This is a genomic window from Nonomuraea sp. NPDC049709, from assembly GCF_040674815.1.
In the GTDB taxonomy this organism is placed as follows: Bacteria; Actinomycetota; Actinomycetes; order Streptosporangiales; family Streptosporangiaceae; genus Nonomuraea.
This window is the reverse complement of record NZ_JBFANM010000019.1, coordinates 117,580-139,125: the sequence shown is the minus strand read 5'-3', so window position 1 is coordinate 139,125 and position 21,546 is coordinate 117,580. Positions and strand designations below refer to the sequence as shown.

20 protein-coding genes are annotated in these 21,546 nt (G+C 72.7%); 15 read left to right on the top strand and 5 right to left on the bottom strand.

Annotation, left to right across the window (positions count from 1 at the left end; translation table 11 throughout):
• Positions 1–4: 4 nt before the first annotated feature.
• The 3 genes from AB0J69_RS20950 to nagZ all read left to right on the top strand — a co-directional run bounded on the left by AB0J69_RS20950 (position 5) and on the right by nagZ (position 3,293).
• Positions 5–265 (top strand): HPr family phosphocarrier protein, encoded by a 261-nt coding sequence (locus AB0J69_RS20950; RefSeq protein ID WP_364119408.1) that lies wholly within the window; start codon positions 5–7, stop codon positions 263–265.
• Positions 262–1,929 carry a phosphoenolpyruvate--protein phosphotransferase gene (gene ptsP, locus AB0J69_RS20945; RefSeq protein WP_364119405.1) on the top strand — a complete coding sequence of 556 codons (1,668 nt, stop codon included), beginning with the start codon at positions 262–264 and terminating at the stop codon, positions 1,927–1,929. Before AB0J69_RS20950 ends, ptsP begins: the two co-directional genes overlap by 4 nt.
• Positions 1,930–1,991: 62 nt before the next feature.
• Positions 1,992–3,293 carry a beta-N-acetylhexosaminidase gene (nagZ, locus tag AB0J69_RS20940; protein WP_364119402.1) on the top strand — a complete coding sequence of 434 codons (1,302 nt, stop codon included), beginning with the start codon at positions 1,992–1,994 and terminating at the stop codon, positions 3,291–3,293.
• On the opposite strand, the gene AB0J69_RS20935 is transcribed toward nagZ, so the two are convergent.
• Positions 3,290–4,084 (bottom strand): F0F1 ATP synthase subunit A, encoded by a 795-nt coding sequence (locus AB0J69_RS20935; protein WP_364119399.1) that lies wholly within the window; start codon positions 4,082–4,084, stop codon positions 3,290–3,292. The two genes, nagZ and AB0J69_RS20935, sit on opposite strands and share 4 nt — an antisense overlap.
• Positions 4,085–4,225: 141 nt before the next feature.
• On the opposite strand from AB0J69_RS20935, the gene AB0J69_RS20930 reads away from it, so the two are divergent.
• The 5 genes from AB0J69_RS20930 (at position 4,226) to AB0J69_RS20910 (ending at position 7,531) form a co-directional block, all read left to right on the top strand.
• The gene (locus AB0J69_RS20930; protein ID WP_364119396.1) at positions 4,226–4,867 is read left to right on the top strand and encodes an HAD family phosphatase; all 642 of its coding nucleotides are present in this window, start codon (positions 4,226–4,228) and stop codon (positions 4,865–4,867) included.
• Between the two features lie 101 nt (positions 4,868–4,968).
• Entirely contained in the window at positions 4,969–5,478 is a 510-nt protein-coding gene (locus AB0J69_RS20925) for a hypothetical protein (protein ID WP_364119393.1), read from the top strand.
• Positions 5,479–5,578: 100 nt separating this feature from the next.
• Positions 5,579–6,025 carry a DUF2690 domain-containing protein gene (locus AB0J69_RS20920; RefSeq protein ID WP_364119390.1) on the top strand — a complete coding sequence of 149 codons (447 nt, stop codon included), beginning with the start codon at positions 5,579–5,581 and terminating at the stop codon, positions 6,023–6,025.
• An 81-nt stretch (positions 6,026–6,106) separates the two neighbouring features.
• Entirely contained in the window at positions 6,107–6,733 is a 627-nt protein-coding gene (locus AB0J69_RS20915) for an HAD hydrolase-like protein (protein ID WP_364119387.1), read from the top strand.
• 90 nt (positions 6,734–6,823) lie between these two features.
• Positions 6,824–7,531, top strand: a complete 708-nt coding sequence (locus AB0J69_RS20910) for a haloacid dehalogenase-like hydrolase (protein WP_364119385.1) — start codon at positions 6,824–6,826, stop codon at positions 7,529–7,531.
• Positions 7,532–7,940: 409 nt separating this feature from the next.
• Here the strand turns inward: AB0J69_RS20910 and AB0J69_RS20905 are convergent, their stop codons facing one another.
• On the bottom strand, positions 7,941–9,473 hold the full coding sequence (locus AB0J69_RS20905) for a penicillin-binding transpeptidase domain-containing protein (RefSeq protein WP_364119383.1): 1,533 nt from the start codon (positions 9,471–9,473) through the stop codon (positions 7,941–7,943).
• Between the two features lie 146 nt (positions 9,474–9,619).
• Here AB0J69_RS20905 and AB0J69_RS20900 point away from each other — a divergent pair, with 146 nt between their 5' ends.
• The 3 genes from AB0J69_RS20900 to AB0J69_RS20890 are packed head-to-tail and all read left to right on the top strand — an operon-like array spanning position 9,620 to position 13,452.
• Positions 9,620–10,561, top strand: coding sequence for a LysR substrate-binding domain-containing protein (locus AB0J69_RS20900; RefSeq protein WP_364119381.1), 942 nt, complete (start codon positions 9,620–9,622; stop codon positions 10,559–10,561).
• Positions 10,558–11,436, top strand: coding sequence for a serine hydrolase (locus AB0J69_RS20895; protein WP_364119379.1), 879 nt, complete (start codon positions 10,558–10,560; stop codon positions 11,434–11,436). Before AB0J69_RS20900 ends, AB0J69_RS20895 begins: the two co-directional genes overlap by 4 nt.
• Positions 11,437–11,493: 57 nt before the next feature.
• On the top strand, positions 11,494–13,452 hold the full coding sequence (locus AB0J69_RS20890) for an acetoacetate--CoA ligase (protein ID WP_364119376.1): 1,959 nt from the start codon (positions 11,494–11,496) through the stop codon (positions 13,450–13,452).
• Positions 13,453–13,458: 6 nt separating this feature from the next.
• Here AB0J69_RS20890 and AB0J69_RS20885 read toward each other — a convergent pair whose 3' ends face one another.
• Entirely contained in the window at positions 13,459–15,126 is a 1,668-nt protein-coding gene (locus AB0J69_RS20885; protein WP_364119373.1) for a zinc-binding dehydrogenase, read from the bottom strand.
• Between the two features lie 107 nt (positions 15,127–15,233).
• Here AB0J69_RS20885 and AB0J69_RS20880 point away from each other — a divergent pair, with 107 nt between their 5' ends.
• Entirely contained in the window at positions 15,234–16,172 is a 939-nt protein-coding gene (locus AB0J69_RS20880; RefSeq protein WP_364119370.1) for an AraC family transcriptional regulator, read from the top strand.
• Positions 16,173–16,199: 27 nt separating this feature from the next.
• Here the strand turns inward: AB0J69_RS20880 and AB0J69_RS20875 are convergent, their stop codons facing one another.
• Together AB0J69_RS20875 and AB0J69_RS20870 are read right to left on the bottom strand one after the other, a co-directional pair.
• Positions 16,200–16,862 (bottom strand): response regulator transcription factor, encoded by a 663-nt coding sequence (locus AB0J69_RS20875; RefSeq protein ID WP_364119368.1) that lies wholly within the window; start codon positions 16,860–16,862, stop codon positions 16,200–16,202.
• Positions 16,859–18,169: a sensor histidine kinase gene (locus AB0J69_RS20870; protein ID WP_364119365.1), complete on the bottom strand. Its 1,311-nt coding sequence runs from the start codon at positions 18,167–18,169 to the stop codon at positions 16,859–16,861. The genes AB0J69_RS20875 and AB0J69_RS20870 overlap by 4 nt, the downstream gene beginning before the upstream one ends.
• Before the next feature lie 136 nt (positions 18,170–18,305).
• Here AB0J69_RS20870 and AB0J69_RS20865 point away from each other — a divergent pair, with 136 nt between their 5' ends.
• From AB0J69_RS20865 to AB0J69_RS20855, 3 genes are read left to right on the top strand one after another with little or no spacing between them, the layout of a single operon-like run.
• A complete protein-coding gene (locus AB0J69_RS20865; RefSeq protein ID WP_364119362.1) occupies positions 18,306–19,223 on the top strand; it encodes an ATP-binding cassette domain-containing protein in 918 nt (305 codons plus the stop codon).
• Positions 19,220–20,740 carry an ABC transporter permease subunit gene (locus AB0J69_RS20860; protein ID WP_364119359.1) on the top strand — a complete coding sequence of 507 codons (1,521 nt, stop codon included), beginning with the start codon at positions 19,220–19,222 and terminating at the stop codon, positions 20,738–20,740. Before AB0J69_RS20865 ends, AB0J69_RS20860 begins: the two co-directional genes overlap by 4 nt.
• Positions 20,737–21,513 (top strand): ABC transporter permease, encoded by a 777-nt coding sequence (locus tag AB0J69_RS20855; RefSeq protein ID WP_364119356.1) that lies wholly within the window; start codon positions 20,737–20,739, stop codon positions 21,511–21,513. Before AB0J69_RS20860 ends, AB0J69_RS20855 begins: the two co-directional genes overlap by 4 nt.
• Positions 21,514–21,546 lie beyond the last annotated feature (33 nt).

The window sequence follows — 21,546 nt, the reverse complement described above, 5'->3', positions numbered from 1 at the left end:
CACGATGGGTGAGCGCAAGGTCACCGTGGCGGCGGAGGTAGGGCTGCACGCCCGTCCCGCGGCGACGTTCGTCTCGCGGGCCAAGCTGGCCCCGATGGACATCACGGTGGCGAAGTCCCACGGCGGTGGCCCGGTCAACGGCAAGAGCATCCTCGCGATCATGGCCCTCGACGTCCGTCAGGGCGAGACCGTGGTGATCTCCGCGGAGGGCGAGGGCGCCGAGGAAGTGCTCGACGAGCTGGCCACGATCGCCAGTACGCCATGAACCTGCGGGGGGTGGGGGTCAGCCCGGGGATCGGGCACGGGCCCTCTTACGTTCTGACCGTCTCCGTGCCCGAACCCCCCGAGGGCGCCACCTACACCGGTGAGGCGGAGCAGGAGAAAGAGCGCGCCATGACCGCGCTCACGCGGGTCGCGGGCGAGCTGGAGGCCCGCGGCAACCAGGCGGGCGGCGAGGCCGAGGAGATCCTCAAGGCCCAGGCGCTGATGGCCGAGGACCCGGGGCTGGTCGTGAAGGTGAGGACGCTGATCGACCGCGGCCTGGCCGCTCCCAGGGCCGTCTTCGAAGCTTTCACGAAATATCGGGACGTGCTGGCCGGGTCCGGCGGATATCTGGGCGAGCGGGCCGCCGATCTGGGCGACATCAGGGATCGCGTGATCGCGTTGCTCTACGGGCAGGCCATCCCGGCGCTGCCGTCGAGGCCCGCGGAGCCGTACGTGCTTGTCGCCAGGGATCTCGCCCCCGCCGACACCGCGCTGCTGTCCAGGGAGCACGTGGTCGCGTTCGTCACCGAGGAGGGCGGCCCGACCAGCCATACCGCGATCATGGCCAGGGCGATGGGCGTGCCCGCCGTGGTGGCCTGCCCGGGCGCGACCGGCATCCCGCCGGGCGTCCAGGTGATGGTGGACGGGACCTCCGGCGACGTACGCGTGGAGCCCGCCGAGTCCGACGTGGCCGACGCGGTCGGCGCCGCCACGGCCCGGCAGGCCGTGCTCGCGTCGTGGACCGGTCCCGGCGCGACCGCCGACGGGCACCCGGTGCCGCTGCTGGCCAATGTCGGCAGCCCGGCGGACCTCGACGCCGCCGTGGCGGCGGGAGCGGAGGGCGTCGGGCTCTACCGGACCGAGTTCCTCTTCCTCGACCGCGCCGAGCCGCCCTCCGCAGAGGAGCAGCGGCAGGCGTACGATGCGGCGCTGGAGGCGTTCCCCGGCGGCAAGGTGGTGGTGCGGACGCTGGACGCCGGCGCGGACAAGCCGCTGGCGTTCCTGCCGGCGCCCACCGAGCCGAACCCGGCGCTGGGCGAGCGCGGCCTGCGCACGTTCCGGAAGTTCCCCGAGGTGATGGACGCGCAGCTGGGCGCGCTGGCGGAGGTCGCCGGCGCGGGGCTGCAGGTGATGGCGCCGATGGTGGCGACGGCCGAGGAGGCCGCGTGGTTCGCCCGGGAGTGCCGGGAGAAGGGCCTGGCGGACGTCGGCGTGATGATCGAGGTCCCGGCGGCCGCGCTCCGTGCCCGCGACCTGCTCGCCAGGGTGAACTTCGTCTCGATCGGCACGAACGACCTGAGCCAGTACGCCTTCGGCGCCGACCGCCAGCTCGGCGCCGTGAGCACGTTGCACGATCCGTGGCAGCCGGCGCTGCTCGACCTGGTGGCCATGGCCGCGCAGGCCGCGGCGCGGGTGGGCAAGCCGTGCGGGGTCTGCGGGGAGGCGGCCGCGGATCCGGCCCTGGCCTGCGTGCTGGCCGGTCTCGGGGTGACCTCGCTGTCGATGGCGCCGTCCGCGCTGGCGGCCGTCCGCGCCGGGCTGGCCGCGCACACGCTGGAGCAGTGCCGGACGGCGGCCGGCGCGGCGCGCGCGCAACCTTCGGCGGCCGACGCGCGTGCCGCGGCCCGCGTTCACCTGCCCGGGCTCGGCAGGCTGGGGTTGTAGTTCCGGCCGGTTTCGGTAAGCGCCGGGCCCGGCCGGGTCGTCACATGGATACCTTTGAAGGCATGCTTCGACGGATCGGCACGACAGGGCTCCTGGTGATCGCGCTCACTGCGTGCGGCGGTGGCGGGGCCTCGCCGGGCACGGCCGGCACGGCCGGTTCGGCGCCGACCGGGGGCAAGGCCGCCCCGCCCGCGACGACGCCCGCTCAGACGACGGCGGCGCCGCAGCAGAGCCCGGTCCAGCGGGTCCTGGCGAAAATGAGCGTCGAGGAGAAGGTCGGCCAGCTCTTCATGCCCGTCCTGTACGGCACCGCCGCCGACACGGTCTCGGGCGAGAACCAGGCCCGATACGCCGCCCGGACCCCGGCCAAGGTGATCGCGAAATACCACCTGGGCGGCGTGATCCTCTTCCCGCAGAACGTCAAGAGCATCGGCCAGGTCGTCGGCCTCACCAACGGCCTGCAGCGCGCCTCGGACGAGGTGCCGCTGCTGATCGGCACCGACCAGGAGAACGGCCTGGTGTCCCGGATGTCCGCCCTCATGACGGACTTCCCCGGCGCCTCCCAGATCGGCGCGACCGGCGACACCGACCTGTCGAGAGAGGTGGCCAGGGCGACCGGCGACGAGCTGCGCGCGCTCGGCGTCAACCTCGACTTCGCCCCCGTCGCCGACGTGAACGTCAACCCGCGCAACCCGGTCATCGGCAGGCGGGCCTTCGGCGACGACCCGCAGCGGGTGGCCAAGATGGTCGCCGCGGCGGTCAAGGGCTTCGGCGAGGCGAAGATCGCCGCCACCGCCAAGCACTTCCCGGGGCACGGCGACACCTCCGTGGACAGCCACACCGGGCTGCCGGTGATCAAGCACACCAAGTCGGAGTGGGAGCGGATCGACGCGCCGCCGTTCAAGTCCGCCATCGGCGCGGGGGTCGACGCCGTGATGAGTGCCCACATCGTCTTCCCCAAGCTCGACTCGTCCGGCGACCCGGCGACGCTGTCCAAGCCCATCCTGACCGGCCTGCTCCGGGAGCAGCTCGGCTTCAAGGGCGTGATCTCCACCGACGCGCTCAACATGGCCGGGGTGCGCAAGAAGTACAACGACGGGGAGATCGCGGTGCGGGCCGTGCTGGCCGGGGCCGACCTGCTGCTCATGCCCAACGACCTGCCCAGGGCCTACCAGGCGGTGCTGGCGGCGGTGAAGTCGGGCCGGATCTCCAAGCAGCGCCTCGACCAGTCGGTCACCAGGTTGCTGACGCTCAAGCACGACAAGGGACTGCTGACCGAGGCGCCCGTGGCCTCGGCGGAGGAGGCGGCCGGCGTGCTGCGCTCGTCCGAACACCGCAGGCTGGCCGCCCGAGCCGGGAATTAGTGCGCGCCGCGCAGCCCGCTGGCGATGAAGATCGCGGCCAGCATGGCGAACAGGAACGCCTGCAGGAACTGGATGAACATCTCGAACGCGGTCATCAGGATCGTCATCAGCACGCCGAGGACGCCGAGGCCCGCACCGAGCGGGGTGAGCTGCTCGAACAGGAACCAGAAGCCCACCGAGCTGAAGAAGGCCACGATGATGTGGCCGGCGAACATGTTCGCGAACAGCCGGATGAAGTGGGTGAACAGCGAGGTGATGAACACCTCGGCGAGGATCAACGGGGCGTAGAGCCCGTACGCCCAGATGGGCAGGCCGGGCAGGTGCACGATGCCGCGCAGGTAGCCGCGTACGCCGTGGTGCTTGACGCCGAGGTAGATCTTGACGCCGTACACGCTGAGCGCCAGCACCGCCGGGAAGTTGACGTTGGCGGCAACAGGGTACTGGATGAACGGGACGATGCCCATCAGGTTCCAGATGAGCACGGTGAGGAAGATCGTCAGGAGCAGGCCCATCCAGCGGTCGGAGTCCTTGCCCAGGCTGGGTCTGGCGATGTGGTCGCGTACGAAGTCGTAGGTGTACTCGCCGATGCTCTGCCAGCCCCGTGGCACGATCTTCGGCTTGGCGAACGCGGCCCAGCACAGGGCGATGGCGATGACCGAGCTCAGCAGGACAATCAGGACCGGTTTGGTAAACCATTCAGGTCCACCGGGGATGATCGGGGCGAATTGGAAGAGTTCGAGTCCCGGGGCGGTCCACTCTTCCGGGGAGGTGATCAGGATCGTCGTCCGCACGGCGGTCCCTTCTGGGTGGCGATCTAACGCTGGGGGAACACCTTAACTGGATATTACAGACATCCTTTTGGGTGGGTTTTATCCATAGATAAATAGTTGAGTTGCGTTAAAGTCATTTGCGGGACGCTCTACCCTAGAACGATGGTTACGGGTGTGCTCATCGACTGGGGCGGGGTGCTGACGACCAGCCTCTCCGACTCCATCGCGCGCTGGATCGTGGCGGACCGGATCGACAGGGACCGCTACTACACCGTGATGCGCGAACTCATCGACCACGCCTACAGCGGGGGCGACGGCGAGAGCCTCATCCACGCCCTCGAACGGGGCGAGATCGACGGGCCCTCCTTCGAGCGCGACCTGGCCTCCCGGCTGCTCACCCTGGACGGGGTGCCGCCGGTGGCCGAAGGGCTGCTGGAGCGCATGTTCGCGGGCTTCGAGCGGGTCGACGCGATGTACGACATGCTGCGCGACGTACGACAGAGCGGTCTCAAGACCTGCCTGCTGTCCAACTCCTGGTCCAACACCTACCCGCGGGACGACTGGGAGGAGCTCTTCGACGCGGTCGTGATCTCCGGCGAGGTCGGCATGCGCAAGCCCGAACCGCGCATCTTCCACCACGCCCTCGGCCAGATCGGCTTGGCCGGCGAGGAGTGCGTGTTCGTCGACGACATCGAGGCCAACATCGTCGCCGCGCAGGCGCTGGGCATCGCGGGGATCCACCACCGCGACGCGGACACCACGATCGCGGAGCTGGAGACCCTCCTGCGCCTCAGGCTGAAGTAGGCCGTCACTTCGGTCTTGACCAGGCACTATGAGTAGGGTGGCGGTCTGGTGACGCTGGTTTCCCCATAGCAGTGCCCTTGCAAAGCTTGGAAAGGTTCGTCATGCGCGTCTATCTGCCGTGCACTCTTCCGGCCCTGGCCTCGGCGGTCGAGGCCGGAGAGCTGGGCCCGGCCCCGCTGACCGGCTACGCGGTGACCCCCGCGCTGACCGAGTGGTACGCCTCGGGGGACACCGAGGAGCTCGAATACGTCGCGCTCACCGAGGCGGCCCGCGCCTCGCTGCGCATGCTGGCCGCCGACCGCGCCGACGGCGTCGAGGCGCCGCCCCGGCGCGTGGTGGTCGCGGCCGAGGTGCCGGACCGCTCGGTGGCCGCCGGGGTCGACCTGGAGGAGCGCGCCAGAGTACGCCTCGCCGAGCCGATCCCGGTGGCCAAGGTGGCTTCGGTGCACATCGACGACGAGTTCGCGGTCCCCGACATCGAGGCCGCCATCGCCGCGCTGCCCGCCTCCGACCAGGGTGACGACGACGCGCGGTTCACCGTGGACGGGGCGGAGGCGCACGAGCTCATGTGGTACGCGACCCAGGAGATTCCCGACCTCCTCGGTTCATAACGGTGAGATCACATGGGGCGCGCTTCCTTGGCCGGACGGAGCCGCGCCTCGCTAAGGTCCCGACGCAGCACATTCTTCTGACCGAAGGAGTCGGTACCACGTGAAGCGTCGAGTCGCGGCGATCGCCATAGGTGCGATGACCCTCCTGGCGGGCTCTCCCGCGCACGCCCAGGCTGCGCTCAAGCCGTACGACCATCAGGACCCCTACAGGTCGGGCTGCGGCAACTCCGCCCGCGCGGTGAAGTCCGCCACGATCAAGAGCCGGGCCAACGGCCAGGTGGGGACGATCAAGCTCATGTGGTCCGGCAGGTGCAAGACCAACTGGATCGAGATCAGGACCGGCACGTCCATGCGCGGCACCATCGGCGTGTACACCGCCGACGGCCGCTACGACACCTTCCGGTTCAAGGCCGGCAACGGCGGCCGGCACTGGGGCGACATGCTCTGGGCCAACAACATGTGCGCCTGGGGCAGCGCGTCGGTGCAGTGGGGCGGCGGCAACGGCGGCCAGAACGGCTCCGGCACCACGGGCAAGGCCTGCCGCTAGCGCGATCGGGGGGTCGTGGCCGCGCGGTCGCGGCCCCCGGTTCACCGGAATGTCACACCGGCCATCTAGGCTGGATGCGACATGACAAAGCACATAATCTGGGATTGGAACGGCACGCTCTTCCACGACGTGGCCGCCGTGGTCGGGGCCACCAACGAGATCTTCAGACCGTACGCGCTGCCCGAGCTGACCGCCGACGGCTTCCGCGCGGTCTACACCCGGCCCATCTGGGTCGCCTACGAGCGCCTGCTCGGCCGCCCGCTCGGCGAGGGCGAGTGGGAGCTGCTCGACGACGGGTTCCACGAGCACTACTACCGGCTGAGCGACGTGTGCGGGCTGGCCCCGGACGCCGAGCGCCTGCTGTCCACCTGGGCGGGCACCCAGTCGCTCTGCTCGATGGCGCCGCACGCCCACCTCGTGCCCAAGGTCGAGTCGTTCGGCATCACCCCGCACTTCACCCGGATCGACGGCCTCACCGGGGCCACCGGTGGCGAGAAGGCCGCGCACATGACCGCGCACATCGAGGCCATCGGGGTCGACGCCGGCGAGATCCTGGTGATCGGTGACAGCATCGACGACGGGCTCGCCGCCAAGCACGTGGGCGCCAAGGCGGTGCTCTACACCGGCGGGATGACCGCCAGGGCGGAGCTGGAGGGCACCGGGCTGCCGGTGGTGGACACGCTGGCCGAAGCGTTCGACTATGCCTGATCATGCTTAAATCGGTCAGGCAGGAGCCCTGAGAGCGGCGACAGCCGTACCCTTGCAGGGACCCCTCAGGAGGCCGCCATCAATCGCCTTGTGCTGTGGAACGTCGACCTGACACTGGTCGACGTCGCCATCGTGACCAGAGACGCCTACGCCGAGGCGTTCCGCCTGGTGACCGGGCGCCCGCTGGTCAAGCTCGTGCCCCCGCTCGGCCGCCCCGACTCCGAGATCGTCTTCGAGACGCTCGCCGTCAACGGCATCGTGGCCGAGGACGGCCACCTGCCCCGGTTCCTGGCGGCGCTCGCCACGGCCTTCGCCGACCGGCGCGGGCGGCTGGCGAAGGAGGGGCGGATGATGCCCGGGGCCAAGGACGCGCTGAAGTCGGTGTCCCGGCTCGACGGCGTGGTCCAGACGGTGCTGACCGGGACGATCAAGAGCAACGCCGTGCACAAGCTGAAGGCGTTCGGGCTCGACAAGCACATCGACTTCGACCTCGGGGGTTATGGCGAGGAGGTCTACCCGAAGGCGACGCTGCTGCAGGTGGCGCAGTCGCGGGCCAAGCAGCGGCTCGGCACGCCGTTCACGGCGGCCAACACCGTGGTGATCGGGGACTCGACGCGGGACGTCCAGGCGGCCAAGATCGGCGGGGCCGCGATGATCGGGGTCGCGTCGGGCCGCTCGATGGCGGGCGAGCTGCGCGAGGCGGGGGCCGACGTGGTGCTGCCCGACCTTTCCAACGCCTCCGAAGTGGTGGCCGCCGTCGCCGGCCTGACCTCCCCCCTCGACCGCAAGGCCGGCTGACCCGCCCACCCCTTCCCCGACCCGCCGTGGCGCTCGGCGCGATCCGTCGGCCCACCCGACCCCGCCGCTCGCCCGGCCCAAGCTTGCCCGGCCCAGGCCGCGCCCGGCCCGTCCGGGGCTCGCGCTGGTTCGCTCGGAGGCTGACGCTGGACAGCCCGGCTCGCTCGCCCCGGCCGCCTGGCCCGCGCTTCCGGCCCTCGGCCGCCCGGCCGGCTGTCGGGCCCCGGCTGTCCGGGTCGTGCTGCTGGCCTGCGCCGCTGTGCTGTCGGCCTGCGCCGCTGTGCTGCCGGCTCGCGCCGCTGTGCTGCCGTTCCGGGTTGCGAGCGCAGCACACTCGCCTTCCTCCTCCCCGGAGGACCTCGGGCGAAGTGCGGTGGGGGCGGGCCCGGTCCCCGGTCAGGGCACAGGGTCAGGCGAGAGCGTGGAGGAAGCGGGCCGCGATGGGAGCCGCCACGGCGGAGCCGGCGCCGCCGCCCTCGACGATGACCGAGAACGCCAGGTCCCCCTTGTAGCCGATGAACCACGAGTGCGCCGGCGGTTCCTTGCCCGAGCCGTACTCCGCCGTCCCGGTCTTGCCCGCCGTGCCGGCCGGGAAGCTCACCCCGTGCGCCGTGCCGTCGGTGACGACGGCGGGCATGAGTTTGCGCAGTGCCTTCACCACCCCCTCCTCCAGCGGGCGCGGGTTGTCCGGCTGCTGCCCGGGGAAGTGCTCGCCGGTGACCAGCCTGGGCGGGATCCAGGCGCCGGAGGCGATCGCGGCGGCGACCGAGGCCATGTTCAGGGGGCTCGCCAGCACCCGGCCCTGACCGATCGAGGCGGAGGCCAGGTCGGTGTCGTCCTTGGGGTCGGGGAACTCGGCGCGTACGGCGGGCACCCCGGGCGTGATCGGGGTGTCGAAGCCGAAGCTCCTGGCCACCTCGGCGAGCCGGCCGTCGTTGAGCTGGGCCACGCTCATCTCCCCGAACGTGGTGTTGCAGGAATGCGCGAACGCGTCCCGGAACGACAGCGTGCCGAAGTCCTCGAAGCCCGCGTTGTGGAACGGGAAGCCGCCGATGTTCTTCTCGGCCGGACACGTCACCTGCCGGCCCGGCTCGACGCCGCCGGCGACCAGGGCGGAGGCGGTCACGACCTTGAACGTCGAGCCCGGCGGGTACTTGCCCATCAGCGCCCGGTTGAACCCGCCGGGCGCGTTGAGCGCGGCCAGGATCTCCCCGGTCGAGGCCCGCAGCGCCACCAGGGAGACCGGCTTGTCCACGCCCTTCAGCGCGCTGGCCCCCGCCCGGTGCACCTTCAGGTCGATCGTGGTCTGGATCGGCCGGGTCCCGTCGGCCGGCACGACGGTCTTGAGGAGCTGGTCGCCGCGGTAGAGGCCGATCCTGGTACGGCCGGGCGCCTCGAAGCGGTCGGGGAAGGTCTGCTTCATGCCCTCGACGAGCTGCTGCACCGAGCCCGGCGCGCTCGGGTCGTTGACCTCGGTGCCGTCGGCAGCCAGGACGCGTACGGGGTCGCCCTGCTGCGTGACCGCCCGGAGTGACAGGTCCTTCTTCAGCAGTGGGTGGATGGTGGCGGGCGTCCAGGCAACCTTCCACGCGCCGCCGCGCTCCACGAGCTGCAGTCGGCCGCCGTAGTCCCAGTCCCGCCGCCCCGTCAGCTTGGCCTGGAAGGAGACGCCGTCGTCGTCGTCCGCGCCCGGGTCGGCGAAGACCCCCGTCGGGGTCGGCCGGTGGAAGGCGGCCTGGGTGACCTTCAGGTCGGTGAGGAAACGCCGGTGCCGGCTCTCGAAATCGGCGGGCGGGTCCGCGACCAGCGCCCGCATCGCCGCGTAATTCTGCGCGGACCAGGCCGCAAGGTATTGGTCGGCCGTCTCCTCCGGCGACCCCTCCGTACGCAGGACCCAGATGACGCCGCCCGCCACGAGCGCCGGGACCAGGAGTGCCGTCACGATCCAGGGCCACCGTCTGCGGCGACGCCTGCCATAAATTCTCCCCGTTTGTGGTGCCATGTCGGGATGACACCAGAGCTCAGATGCTCGTGTCCAATATTGATATGAGCCCAACATAGATATAAATCTGGATATAGTGGCTGGTCATGGACCTGGTCCGACATCTCCGCTACTTCACCGTGGTGGCGGAGGAACTCCACTTCGGCAACGCGGCGATCCGGCTGGGCATGGCCCAGCCGCCGCTCAGCCAGCGCATCAAGCGCCTGGAGGAGGAGCTCGGCGTGCGGCTCTTCGACCGCTCAGCCCGCCAGGTCCGGCTCACCGAGGCGGGCCGGCTGCTGCTGGGCGAGGCCCGCGAGATCGTGGCCCGGGTGGACCGGCTGCACGAGCTGGCCAGGCAGGGCCAGGGCGCGGTGCTGAAGGTGGGCGTGCCGCCCGACCTGGCCGCCGCCGTGCTCGCCGCCCTGGTCGCCGCCTTCCGCGAGAGCAACCCGGACGTACGCCTCGCGCCCGCCGAGATCTGGACCGCCGACCAGGTGACGGCCCTGGCCGAGGGCGCGATCGACGTCGGCCTCGTACGCCATCCGGTCACCGCGCCCGGCCTGCGCTTCGGCCAGGTCCTGGTGCAGGCGCAGGGCGTGCTGCTGGCGTCGGGTGACCCGCTCACCGGCGTCGGCGAGGTGCATCTGGCCGACCTGGCGGGGCGCGAGCTGCTGATGCCGCCCAAGGAGGGCGAGCCCGGCTGGCACGGCGAGGTGCTGGCGGAGTGCCGCCGCCACGGTTTCGTACCGGCGCAGGTGCACGAGGGCGCCGGGCTCGGGCTGGTGCTGGCGGGGGCGGCGGTGGCGTTCGGGCCGAGGATGGAGCTGCCGGGACTGGCGTGGCGGCCGCTGCTAGGCTCGCCGATCACGAGCCGGGTCTCCACCGCCTGGCGCGCGGTGACGGCCGCCACGGATCACCCGGTCACCGACTTCGCGGCCGTGGCCGTACGGACGTTGAAGGAGAGCGCCGGGATGACCGACGAGGGCGCCCTGCCGGAGATCGGGCCCGCCCGGCGGGTCCGGGGCAGGCCGGGGATGCTGGCATGAGCGTCGCGATCACGGGCCGGGGCGCGCCCGACTTCGAGAGCCTGTTCCGGGCGGCCGGCGTGACGGGCTGGATGTACGCGGCCGACATCGACACCGGCCACGAGGTGGGCCACGGCCCCGACGAGCCGCTGCCCACGGCCTCGATGTTCAAGGTGCCGCTGCTGGTGGCGCTCTGCAGGCAGGCGGACGCGGGGCTGCTCGACCTCACCGGCCGGGTCACCGTGCCGGCCGGCGTGCGGTCGATGGGGCCGACGGGGATCTCGGCGATGCTCGACGACGTGACGATCTCGCTGCGCGACATGGCGTACCTGATGATCGCGCTGAGCGACAACACCTCGGCCGACGTGCTGCTGGAGCGGGTGGGGTTCGACGCGGTCAACGCCACGATGGACGCGTTCGGGCTGACGGGGACGCGTGTGGTGCAGGGCGCGGGGGAGATCAACGAGAGCATGAGCCGCGACACCGGGCACGGGTGGCCGTACGTGGATCCCGACGACATAGCCCGCCTGAGCGCGCTGGACCCCGCCCGCGCCAACCGCAGCACCCCCCGGGAGATGACCCGGCTGTTCGGGCTGATCTGGCGGGACGAGGCGGCCTCGGAGCCGTCGTGCGCCTGGATGCGGTCGGTGCTCAACAAGCAGGTGTGGCCGCACCGGCTGGCCTCCGGCTTCCCGTACGACGACGTGGCCGTCAGCGGCAAGACCGGCACGATCCCGACCCTGCGCTGCGAGTCGGGCGTCGTCGAATACCCCGACGGCGGCCGCTACGCGGTGTCGGTCTTCACCCGCTCCTTCAGCACGGCGCTCAACCAGCCGCGCGCCGACGCGGTGATCGGCACGGCCGCACGTATGGCGGTGGACCACCTACGGAGGTAGCAAGTTATGGGGAAGGCCGGGTATGACTTTCCCCCGGACGGGCGACAGGATGGGCACATGGTTGCTGAGGGCGAGCTTCTCTGGGAGCCGAGCGAAGAGGTCGTCGAGTCGGCGAGGCTGACCCATTACCTGAGGTCGCTGGGCAGGTCCGGCGACTACGAGGACGCGTGGCGGTGGTCGGTCGACCGGCCCGGGGAGTTCTGGACGTCGATCTGGGACTACTTCGAGGTGATCGGGGACCGGGGCGACGGGCCCGCGCTCTCGGGGACGATGCCGGGCGCGACCTGGTTCCCCGGCGCCTCGCTCAACTACGCCGAGAACGCGCTGCGCCACACCGAGGGCACCGCCCTGGTGTTCGTCTCCGAGGACGGCGCCCGGCAGGAGCTGAGCCGGTCCGAGCTGCGTGATGAGGTCGCCCGCGTCAGGGCCGGGCTCGTCCGCCTCGGCGTCGGGCGCGGCGACCGGGTGGCCGCCTACCTGCCCAACATCCCGCAGGCCCTGATCGCCTGCCTGGCCACGGCCTCGCTGGGCGCCATCTGGTCGGCCGGATCGCCCGACTTCGGGGTGCCGAGCATCGTCGACCGGTTCAAGCAGATCGAGCCCAAGGTGCTCATCGCCGTCGACGGCTACCACTACAACGGCAAGAGCTACGACCGCTCGGCCGCCGTCAACGAGATCGCCGCCGAGCTGCCCTCGCTGCGCGCGACGGTGTGGATCCCCTACCTGACGGCGGCCGAGGAGGGCCGCCCGCCGCAGCAGGCCGAGCCCGCCCCGGCGCGCACGCAGGAGATGCCGCACGGCGAGGTGATCGGCTGGGAGGGGCTGCGGACCGAGGAGGGGCCGCTGGAGTTCGAGCGGGTGCCGTTCGACCACCCGCTGTGGATCCTCTACTCCAGCGGCACGACCGGGCTGCCCAAGCCGATCGTGCACGGCCACGGCGGCGTGGTGCTCGAACACCTCAAGTCGCTCGCCTTCCACCAGAACCTGGGCGAGGGCGATGTGTTCTTCTGGTACACCACCACGGGCTGGATGATGTGGAACTACCTCATCGGCGCCCTCCTGGTGGGAGCCACGCCCGTGCTGTACGACGGCGCGGCCACCCACCCCTCGCCGGCCGCGCTCTGGCGGATCGCCGCCTCGGAGAGGGTGACCTACTTCGGGGTCGGGGCGCCGTACATCATGGCCTCGCTCAAGGCCGGCATCCGCCCCGAAGGGCTCGACAGGCTGCGCGGGGTGGGCTCGACCGGGTCGCCGCTGCCGCCCGAGGGGTTCGCCTGGGTGGCGGCCGCGCTGCCGGGGGTCCCGCTGGGGTCGTTCTCCGGCGGCACCGACGTGTGCACCGGGTTCGTCGGAGCCACCGTGCTGCACCCGATCAGGGCCGGGATCATCCCGTGCCGGTCGCTGGGGGCGCGGGTGGAGTCGTTCGACCCCCTGGGCAATGCGGTCGTGGGCGAAGTGGGTGAGCTGGTGCTGACCCGGCCGATGCCGTCGATGCCGGTGATGTTCTGGAACGACCCCGGCGGCGAGCGCTACACCGAGAGCTATTTCGACGTCTACCCCGGCGTGTGGCGGCACGGCGACTGGATCAAGATCAACGAGGACGGCAGCTGCGTGATCTACGGCCGCTCCGACTCGACGCTCAACCGCGGCGGTGTGCGGATGGGCACCAGCGAGTTCTACCGGGTGGTCGAGCGGTTCGACGAGATCGCCGACAGCCTGGTGATCGACACCGGCCAGCTCGGGCAGGAGGGGCGGCTGCTCCTGTACGTGACGCTCGCCGAGGGCACCGAGCTGACCGAGCCGCTGGAGCGGGAGCTCTGCGCCGCCCTGCGCACGGAGTTGTCGCCGCGCCACGTGCCCAACGAGATCCGCGTGGTGCCCGGCATCCCGCGCACGCTGTCGGGCAAGAAACTCGAGGTCCCCGTACGCAAGATCCTCCTCGGCACCCCCGTCGAGCAGGCGGCCAACCCCGACGCCATGGCCAATCCGGAGGTGCTGCGCCACTTCACGCCCTGAGCCGGCTCAGGGGTGGATCGTGATCTTCCCGCGGGTGTCGCCGGCCTCGGCGCGCCGGTGGATCTCGGGGAGCTCGGACAGCGGATGCGACTCCGCGACCTCGACCACCAGGGCGCCCTCGTCGATCAGGGTCGCGAGGTGGGCCAGCTGCTCCGGGTCGTCGTGCGTCACGAAGTGCGTGGCGCCCTCGATCGGGGTGGCGACCGTGACGGCCGCCGGCGCCAGCCCGGCCAGCTCGGCGGCCGTGTCGCCGGGGATCGCGGCCAGGTTGAGCAGCACGTCCATGTCGCGGGGCAGCGGCTCGGCGGTGTAGTCGACCAGCACGTCGGCGCCGAGCCGGCGTACCGCTTCGGCGCTGCGCGGGCTCGCCGTGGCGGTGATGTGCGCGCCGATCAGCTTGACGAGCCGTACGGCGAACAGGCCGATGCCGCCGCCCGCGCCGTTGATCAGGACCCGCTGCCCGGGGGTGATGCGGGCGTGCTCGTGGATGGCCTGCCAGGCGGTGAGCCCGGCCACGGGGACGGCGGCGGCGTCGGCGAGCGGGATGCTGCGCGGCGCCCGGGCCAGGAGGTCCGCGGCGGCCACCACGTACCCGGCCGCCGCGCCGCTCACCACCCCGAACACCCGGTCGCCCGGCGCCAGGCCGGTGACGCCCGCGCCGGTCTCGACGACCGTGCCGGAGACGTCCCAGCCGAGTGTCCGCGGCAGGTCCGTCCCGAACACCTCGGGCAGCAGCCCCGACCGCAGGCCGACCTCGGCGGGGTTGAACGACGTGGCGGCCACCTCGACGAGCACCTCCCCGGGCCCCGGCCGGGGCGTGTCCACCTCCTCCTCGCGGATCAGCGAGGCGTCCCCGAACGCGTGGATGCGGGCCGCCCGCATCGTGGGCGGCGCGGGGGGCACGTCGCGGAAGGCGTCGGCGTGCTCCGCCACCCACTCGCGGAACGTGCTCGCCGGGACCTTCGTGACCTCCTCGACCGTCGAGGTGACCGGCACCGGCTCGGTCACCAGCCCGGCCTGGGCCCGCAGCACCTCGTCCACCACGCCGGCCGGCCAGCCCTCGGCTGGCAGGCCGGCGCGGGCCCGCTCCGGCGGGAGCTCCTCCCAGCGGGCCGGGATCCCGGTGGCCTCGGAGATGATCCGCACCTGGTCGGCCTGCGAGATCGTCTCGGGCCCCGTCAGGTGAAGGGCCGCGCCGTGGTGCCCCTCGTCCAGCAGCGCCCGTACGGCCACGGCCGCGATGTCCCGCTCGTGCACCGGCGGCATGGCGGCCGCCCCGTAGGCACCGCGTACCACTCCGGCCCTGACCTGCCGGGCCCACCGCAGCGCGTTGGCCGCGAAGGCGTGCGGGCGCAGGAACGTCCACTCCCGGGCCGACCCCTCGATCAGCCGCTCGATCTCGCGCTCGTGATCGCGCCGCGCGGCGGAGGACAGGTAGACCACCCGCCGCGCCTGCCCGGCGATGGCCGCCACCACCTCCCGCGCGCCCTCGGCCGTGGCGAACGGCCACACCAGCAGCACGGCGCTCACCCCGTCCAGCGGCAGCGAACCCGGGTCCCGCAGATCGCCCGTGCTGCTGCTCAGGGCCACGACCTCGGCCCCCTCCCGCCGCAACAGCGCCACCGCGTGCCGTCCGACCGTGCCGGTCGCCCCGGTCACCAGAATCCGTCCCACAGTCGCTCCCCTTTCCTCTCCTGGAACCGTAGGGGAGCGCTGAGAGATGGCCAATGCGCTGATGTCTTCCATTCATACGCCAGCGTCTTTCGAGTTAGAGTTCTCGTGTGGATGTGCTCAGCGACGTGATCGCCATCATGCGCACCGGGCGGCCCCGCTCGGCGCGCGTCGAGTGGCGTGCCCCCTGGGGCCAGCGATTCCCCGCCTCGCCCGGGTCGGCCGCGTTCCAGGTGGTCCTGCAGGGGTCGGGCTGGCTGCTGCCGCCGGGGAGCCCGCCGGTCATGCTGTCCGCCGGCGACGTGGTCTTCTTCCCGTACGGGCACGGCTACGCGATGGCCGACAGCCCGGGCACGCCGGTGGCCGAGCCGGAGTGCGACCCGGCCGAGGACGCCGAGCTGTTCGCCTCCGCGTCGATCGGCGGGCAGGGCCCGGCCACGGTGCTGCTGTGCGGCGGCTACCGGCTCGACCCGAGCCGGGCGCACCCGCTGCTGCGGGACCTGCCCGAGATGATCCACCTGCCGGCCGGCCCCGGGCTCCACCCCGAGGTGCGTGCCGCCGTCGACCTGCTGGGCGCCGAGATCCACCATCCCCGGCTGGGCGCCGACACGATCGTCTCGTCCCTGCTCGACACCCTGCTGCTGTACATCCTGCGGGCGTGGTTCACGGCCGAGCACGGGCACTGCGAGGTCTCCGGCTGGTCGGCGGCGCTGGCCGACGCGGAGATCAGCACGGCGCTCGACGCCATGCACCGCGACCCGGCCCACCCGTGGACCGTGGCCGAGCTCGGGTCGCGGGCGGGGCTGTCGCGGGCGGCGTTCGCGCGCCGGTTCGCCACGCTGGTGGGGCAGCCGCCGCTGGCGTACCTCACGTGGTGGCGGCTGGCTTCCGGCGCCCGGCTGCTGAAGGAGACGGACGCGCCGCTGAGCGAGATCGCCGCCCAGGTGGGCTACGGGTCGGAGTTCGCCTTCGCCAACGCGTTCAAGCGGGAATACGGCATGGCGCCGGGCCGCTACCGGCGCGACGGCTGCCCGGCACCGGCGGCCTGACGGCCGGCCCGCGGATCCGGATCCGGGTCAGCCTCGTTCGCCCGGTACGACCAGGCCGGTCTCGTATGCGGTGACGACGGCCTGGGTCCTGTCGCGCAGGCCGAGCTTGTTCAGCACGCGGCTCACGTGGGTCTTGACCGTCTCCTCCGTGACGATCAGCCGGGCGGCGATCTCGGGATTGGACAGGCCCTCCGCGACCAGGCGCAGGACCTGCGTCTCGCGCGGGGTGAGCGTGGACAGCGTCCTGGCCGGCGGGCGGGGGCTCAGCCGGGCGAACTCGCTGATGAGGCGCCGGGTCACGGCTGGGGCCAGCAGCGCCTCCCCGGCGGCGATCACGCGTACGGCGTCGAAGAGGCGCTCGGCGGTGACGTCCTTGAGCAGGAAGCCGCTGGCGCCGGCCCGGAGGGCGTCGTAGACGTACTCGTCGAGGTCGAACGTGGTCAGGATGAGCACCCGCGGCCCCTCGGGACCCGCCAGCAGCCGGGTGGCCTCGATGCCGCCCATGCCGGGCATGCGTACGTCCATGAGCACGACGTCCGGTGACACCTCGCGGCAGACCCGGACCGCCTCGGCCCCGTCGGCGGCGGTGCCGGCCACCTCGAAGTCCGGCTGGGTGTCGAGCAGCTCGGCGAACCCGGTGCGCACGACCAGGTGATCGTCGGCGATCACCACCCGGATCGTGGCCCTCATGCGGCGCTCTTCCCGGGCAGCCGGGCCTCGACCAGGAAACCGCCGCCGGGTGCGGGGCCGGTGCGCAGCTCGCCCCCGACCGCCGTCGCCCGCTCCCGCATCCCGGACAGCCCGTGCCCACCCCCCACCTCCGCGCCATCCGCCCCCGTGCCGCGTGGGCCCGGGCCGTTGTCGCGGACGGCCAGGTGCAGGGTGTCGCCGGTGTAGTCCAGCTCCACGTCCACGGCGGCGCCCGGCGCGTGCCGCCGGGCGTTGGTGAGCGCCTCCTGGACGATCCGGTACGCCGCCAGCTCCACCCCTGGATCGAGCTCGACCGGCGCGCCGCGCAGGATCAGCCGCACGCCGCTCCCCGACGCCTCCCGCGCCTCGTCGAGCAGCTCGTTGAGCTCGTCGAGCCGCAGGCCGGGCTGCGGGCGCCAGGTCGGCTCCGCCTCGGCGTCCTCGCGCAGCACGCCGAGCAGCCGCCGCATCTCCGTCAGCGCGGCCCTGGCGGTGTCGCCGATCGCGGACAGCCGCTCCGCCCCGGCCGCGGGCATGCCGGGGACCGCCAGCCTGGCCGTCTCGGCCTGCACGGCGACCATGGAGATGTGGTGCGCCACGACGTCGTGCAGCTCCCTGGCGATGCGGGCGCGCTCGCCGCGGGCCGCGTGCTCCAGCAGGCTGTCGGCGATGACCTGCCGGGCGGCGGTGTCGGTCCTGGCCTGGCCGCGGGCACGGCGGGCGATCCCGGCCAGCGCCGCCGCCGGGACCAGGCAGGCCAGCAGCAGCATGAGCAGGCGGGTCGTGCCTCCGGGCAGGCCGGCGCGTTCGAGCGCCACCGCCAGCAGCGGGTAGGGGACGGTGATGAGCACGGCCCGCCACGCCGCACCGCCGAGCCGGTAGGCCGCGACGAGCTGCGCCACCAGACCGGCCGCGGTGAAGGTGTGGAAGGCGCCGATCGACAGCAGGCTCGCCCCCGTGACCAGCAGCCCGGCCACGGCCGGCTGGTTCCACAGCAGGACGAGGGGCAGCGTGGTGGCCAGCGCGAGCAGCGGGAAGATCACGACCTGTGGAATCGCGCCGCCGCCGCCGGCTTGCGGGGCCGGGGCATCGCCGGGCTGTGCGGCCGGGACGCCGCCGGGTTGCGAGGTCTGGTCGCCGGCCGGTGCCGCGACCGTCTCCGAGAACGACAGGCTCGACGCGTGCCCGGACTGCGCGATCGACTCGGCCACGGCGAGCAGTGTCAGCAGCGCGACGATCACGATCGGCAGGTAGGGGACGATCCACCCCACCGGCCCCGCCCACCTGCCACGCCGGTCGTACTCCACGGCCATCATTGTTTCCCGCCGTCCCCCTGTCTGGCATCCCTCGTACGAGGGACGGGTTCTCGCTGGCACGAGCGACGGCGAGGATCGCTCCCCGGCGTGACGATCGTGCCCGCCACCGCTGCCTAGTCTGCCTGGCATGGAAGCGACCATCGAAGTCAGCGGGCTGCGCAAGCGGTTCGGAGGGACGACGGCGCTGGACGGGATGACGTTCAGCGTCCTGCCGGGGCAGGTGACCGGGTTCGTCGGGCCGAACGGCGCGGGCAAGTCCACGACGATGCGGGTGGTGCTCGGCCTGGACGCGCCCGACGAGGGCCGGGCGCTGGTGGGCGGGCGGCCGTACCGGAGCCTGCGCCGCCCACTGAGCCACGTCGGCGCGCTGCTCGACGCCGCCGCGCTGCAGCCGAGCCGTACCGCGCGTAACCACCTGCTGTGGCTGGCCCACTCCCAGGGTCTGGGGGCCCGGCGCGTGGACGAGGTGCTGGAGCAGGTGGGGCTGGCCACGGCCGCGCGGCGCCGGGCCGGCGGCTACTCGCTGGGCATGCGCCAGCGGCTGGGGATCGCCGCCGCGCTGCTCGGCGACCCGCCGGTGCTCATGCTGGACGAGCCGTTCAACGGGCTCGACCCCGAGGGCATCGTGTGGATCCGCGGCTTCCTGCGGTCGCTGGCCGCCGAGGGCCGCGCCGTACTCGTCTCCAGCCACCTGATGAGCGAGCTGCAGGACACCGCCGGCCATCTCGTGGTGGTGGGCCGCGGCCGGGTCGTCGCGGACGTCGGGGTGGACGAGCTGATCACCTCGGCGTCCCGCGACCGGGTGACACTGCGTACGGGGGCACGCTCGGCGGCCATGTCGGCCCTGGCCCGGGCCGGGGCCACGGTGGCGGCCGGCGAGCGGGACGCGCTGGTCGTCTCCGGCCTGCCCGCGGGGGAGATCGTGCGGCTGCTCGGGGCGGAGTCGGTGCCCTTCTCCGAGGTGAGCGCCCATCGGGCGACTCTGGAGGAGGCGTACCTGGATCTCACCAGGGACGCCGTGGAGTTCCGGGGAGCGGCGCGATGACCCGCCTGCTGCGCGCCGAGTGGACCAAGCTCAGGACGGTACGCGGGTGGGTGGCCGGCCTGGTGGCCTCCTCGCTGCTCATCGTGGGGCTCGGCCTGCTCTTCGCCACCGCCAGCAACTCCTCGTGCAGCCAGGGCCCGATCGAGGTGCCCTGTCCCTGGCCCACGCTGGGCCCGAACGGCGTGGCCGTCGACGACCGGTTCTACTTCGTCAGCCAGGAGCTGAACGGGAACGGGTTCATCACCGCCCGCGTGACCTCCATGAGCGGCCAGATCCGTCTGCCCGACGAGACCCCGGGCGTGCGGAATGTCGTCTCCGGCGTCGTGCCGTGGGCGAAGGCCGGGGTGATGGTCAAGGAGAGCGCCGAGCCGGGGGCCGCGTACGCCGCGGTGATGGTCACGGGCGCGCACGGCGTGCGCATGCAGCACGACTTCACCGAGGACGTCGCCGGCGGCCCCGAGGGCGCGTCCGCGGGAGCCCCGCGCTGGTTGCGGCTGACCCGCGCCGCCGACACGATCATCGGCGAGGAGTCGCGCGACGGCAGGACGTGGACCAGGATCGGCACCGCCCGCCTGGAAGGGCTGCCGGCCAAGGTACGCATCGGCCTGTTCGCCGCCTCCCCGGGTGACGTCCGGGTGACGCGGAACCCGCTCGGCGGATCGGCGGCGGCCTCGCGCTTCACCGAGGTCACCGCGGTCATGGACCAGGTAGGCGTGCGCGGCGTGGCGCCCGGCGGCACGTGGCGCCGGGACGACATCGGCGCCGACGTGAACCCGGACGGGAACGTGCATCACCCCGGCACGCACATCCGGCACGGCGGCACGTTCGCCGTCACGGGGACCGGCGACATCGCCCCGAACACACACGAGGGCACCATCGAGCGCGCGCTGACCGGCACGCTGGTCGCGCTCATCGTGGTGATCGTGGTGGCGGTGCTGTTCGTCACGGCGGAGTACCGGCGGGGGCTGATCCGCACCACGCTGCTGGCCAGTCCGCGGCGCGGCCGGGTGCTGGTGGCCAAGGCGGCCGTGGTGGGGGCGGCCACGTTCGTGGCCGGGCTGGCGGCCACCGCCGTCACGATCCCGGTCGCCCGCGGGATCCTGCGCGGCAACGGCATCTTCACCCTTCCGGTGAGCACGCTGACCGAGGTGCGGGTGATCGCGGGCGTCGCGGCCCTGCTCGCCGTGGCCGCCGTCCTCGCCCTCGCCCTCGGCGCGCTCTTCCGGCGCAGCTCGATGGCGGTCATCGTGGCGATCCTGGCGCTGGTCGTGCCGTACGTGCTGGCGACCGCGTCCATCCTGCCGGACGAGGCGTCGCGGTGGCTGCTGCGGCTCACCCCCGCCGCCGGCTTCGCGATCCAGCAGAGCATCCCGGAGTACGCGCAGGTGATCTCGCACTACGCGCCGGCGTCCGGCTACTACCCGCTGCCGCCGTGGGGCGGGTTCGCCGTGCTGTGCGCGTACGCGGCTCTCGCCCTCGGCCTGGCCGTCCAGCGGCTGAACCGGAGGGACGCGTGAGGCGGGAACTGCACGCGGAGTGGACGAAGCTGCGCACGGTGGCGGCTCCCGGCCTGCTGCTGCTCGGGGCGGTCGTGCTGACCGTGGCCGGGAGCGCGGTCGCGGCCGCCGTCATGACGTGCCCGTCGGCGGGCTGCGGGCAGGACGCGGCCCGGATCAGCCTCTTCGGGGTGCAGATCGGCCAGGGGCTGGTCGCGCTGCTGGCCGTGGTGGCGGTCTGCGGGGAGTACGGCACGGGGATGATCCGGACGAGCCTCACCGCGATGCCGCGCCGGATCGCCGGGCTGGCGGTCAGGGCGGGCCTGCTCGCCGGGCTGACGGCGGCCGCCGGCACCGTGGCCGTGCTCGGGTCCGTGCTGGCGGGGCGGCTGCTGCTGCCCGGCAACGGCTTCACCCCCGAGCACGGCCATCCGCCGCTGTCGCTGCTCGACGGGCCCACGCTGCGCGCGGCGGCCGGCTCCGTGCTCTATCTCGTGCTGGTCGCGCTGATCAGCCTGGGGGTGGCGACGGCCGTACGCGACTCGGCGGCGGCCACCGGGGCCGTGCTGGGGCTGCTCTACCTCTTCCCGCTCGTCGTCCTCATGGTCAGGAACCAGGACCTGCAGCTGATGCTGTGGCGGCTCTCGCCGATGAACGCCGGGCTGGCCGTCCAGGCCACCACGAGCCTGCCGAGCATGCTCATCGGCCCGTGGGCCGGCCTCGGCGTGGTCGCCGCCTGGGCCGCGGCGGCGCTGGTGGGCGGCGGCCTGCTGCTCCGCTCGCGCGACGCCTGACGCGCAATTGTGCAGCCATAAAAGGGAAATGCC

Bases quoted from the DNA above. Each gene is read 5' to 3' on its own strand.
- AB0J69_RS20930 (WP_364119396.1), top strand. From the start codon at position 4,226: ATGGTTACGGGTGTGCTCATCGACTGGGGCGGGGTGCTGACGACCAGC.
- AB0J69_RS20865 (WP_364119362.1), top strand. From the start codon at position 18,306: ATGGAAGCGACCATCGAAGTCAGCGGGCTGCGCAAGCGGTTCGGAGGG.
- AB0J69_RS20890 (WP_364119376.1), top strand. From the start codon at position 11,494: ATGGTTGCTGAGGGCGAGCTTCTCTGGGAGCCGAGCGAAGAGGTCGTC.
- AB0J69_RS20900 (WP_364119381.1), top strand. From the start codon at position 9,620: ATGGACCTGGTCCGACATCTCCGCTACTTCACCGTGGTGGCGGAGGAA.
- AB0J69_RS20950 (WP_364119408.1), top strand. From the start codon at position 5: ATGGGTGAGCGCAAGGTCACCGTGGCGGCGGAGGTAGGGCTGCACGCC.
- AB0J69_RS20895 (WP_364119379.1), top strand. From the start codon at position 10,558: ATGAGCGTCGCGATCACGGGCCGGGGCGCGCCCGACTTCGAGAGCCTG.
- ptsP (WP_364119405.1), top strand. From the start codon at position 262: ATGAACCTGCGGGGGGTGGGGGTCAGCCCGGGGATCGGGCACGGGCCC.
- AB0J69_RS20860 (WP_364119359.1), top strand. From the start codon at position 19,220: ATGACCCGCCTGCTGCGCGCCGAGTGGACCAAGCTCAGGACGGTACGC.
- AB0J69_RS20915 (WP_364119387.1), top strand. From the start codon at position 6,107: ATGACAAAGCACATAATCTGGGATTGGAACGGCACGCTCTTCCACGAC.
- AB0J69_RS20925 (WP_364119393.1), top strand. From the start codon at position 4,969: ATGCGCGTCTATCTGCCGTGCACTCTTCCGGCCCTGGCCTCGGCGGTC.
- nagZ (WP_364119402.1), top strand. From the start codon at position 1,992: ATGCTTCGACGGATCGGCACGACAGGGCTCCTGGTGATCGCGCTCACT.
- AB0J69_RS20875 (WP_364119368.1), bottom strand. From the start codon at position 16,862: ATGAGGGCCACGATCCGGGTGGTGATCGCCGACGATCACCTGGTCGTG.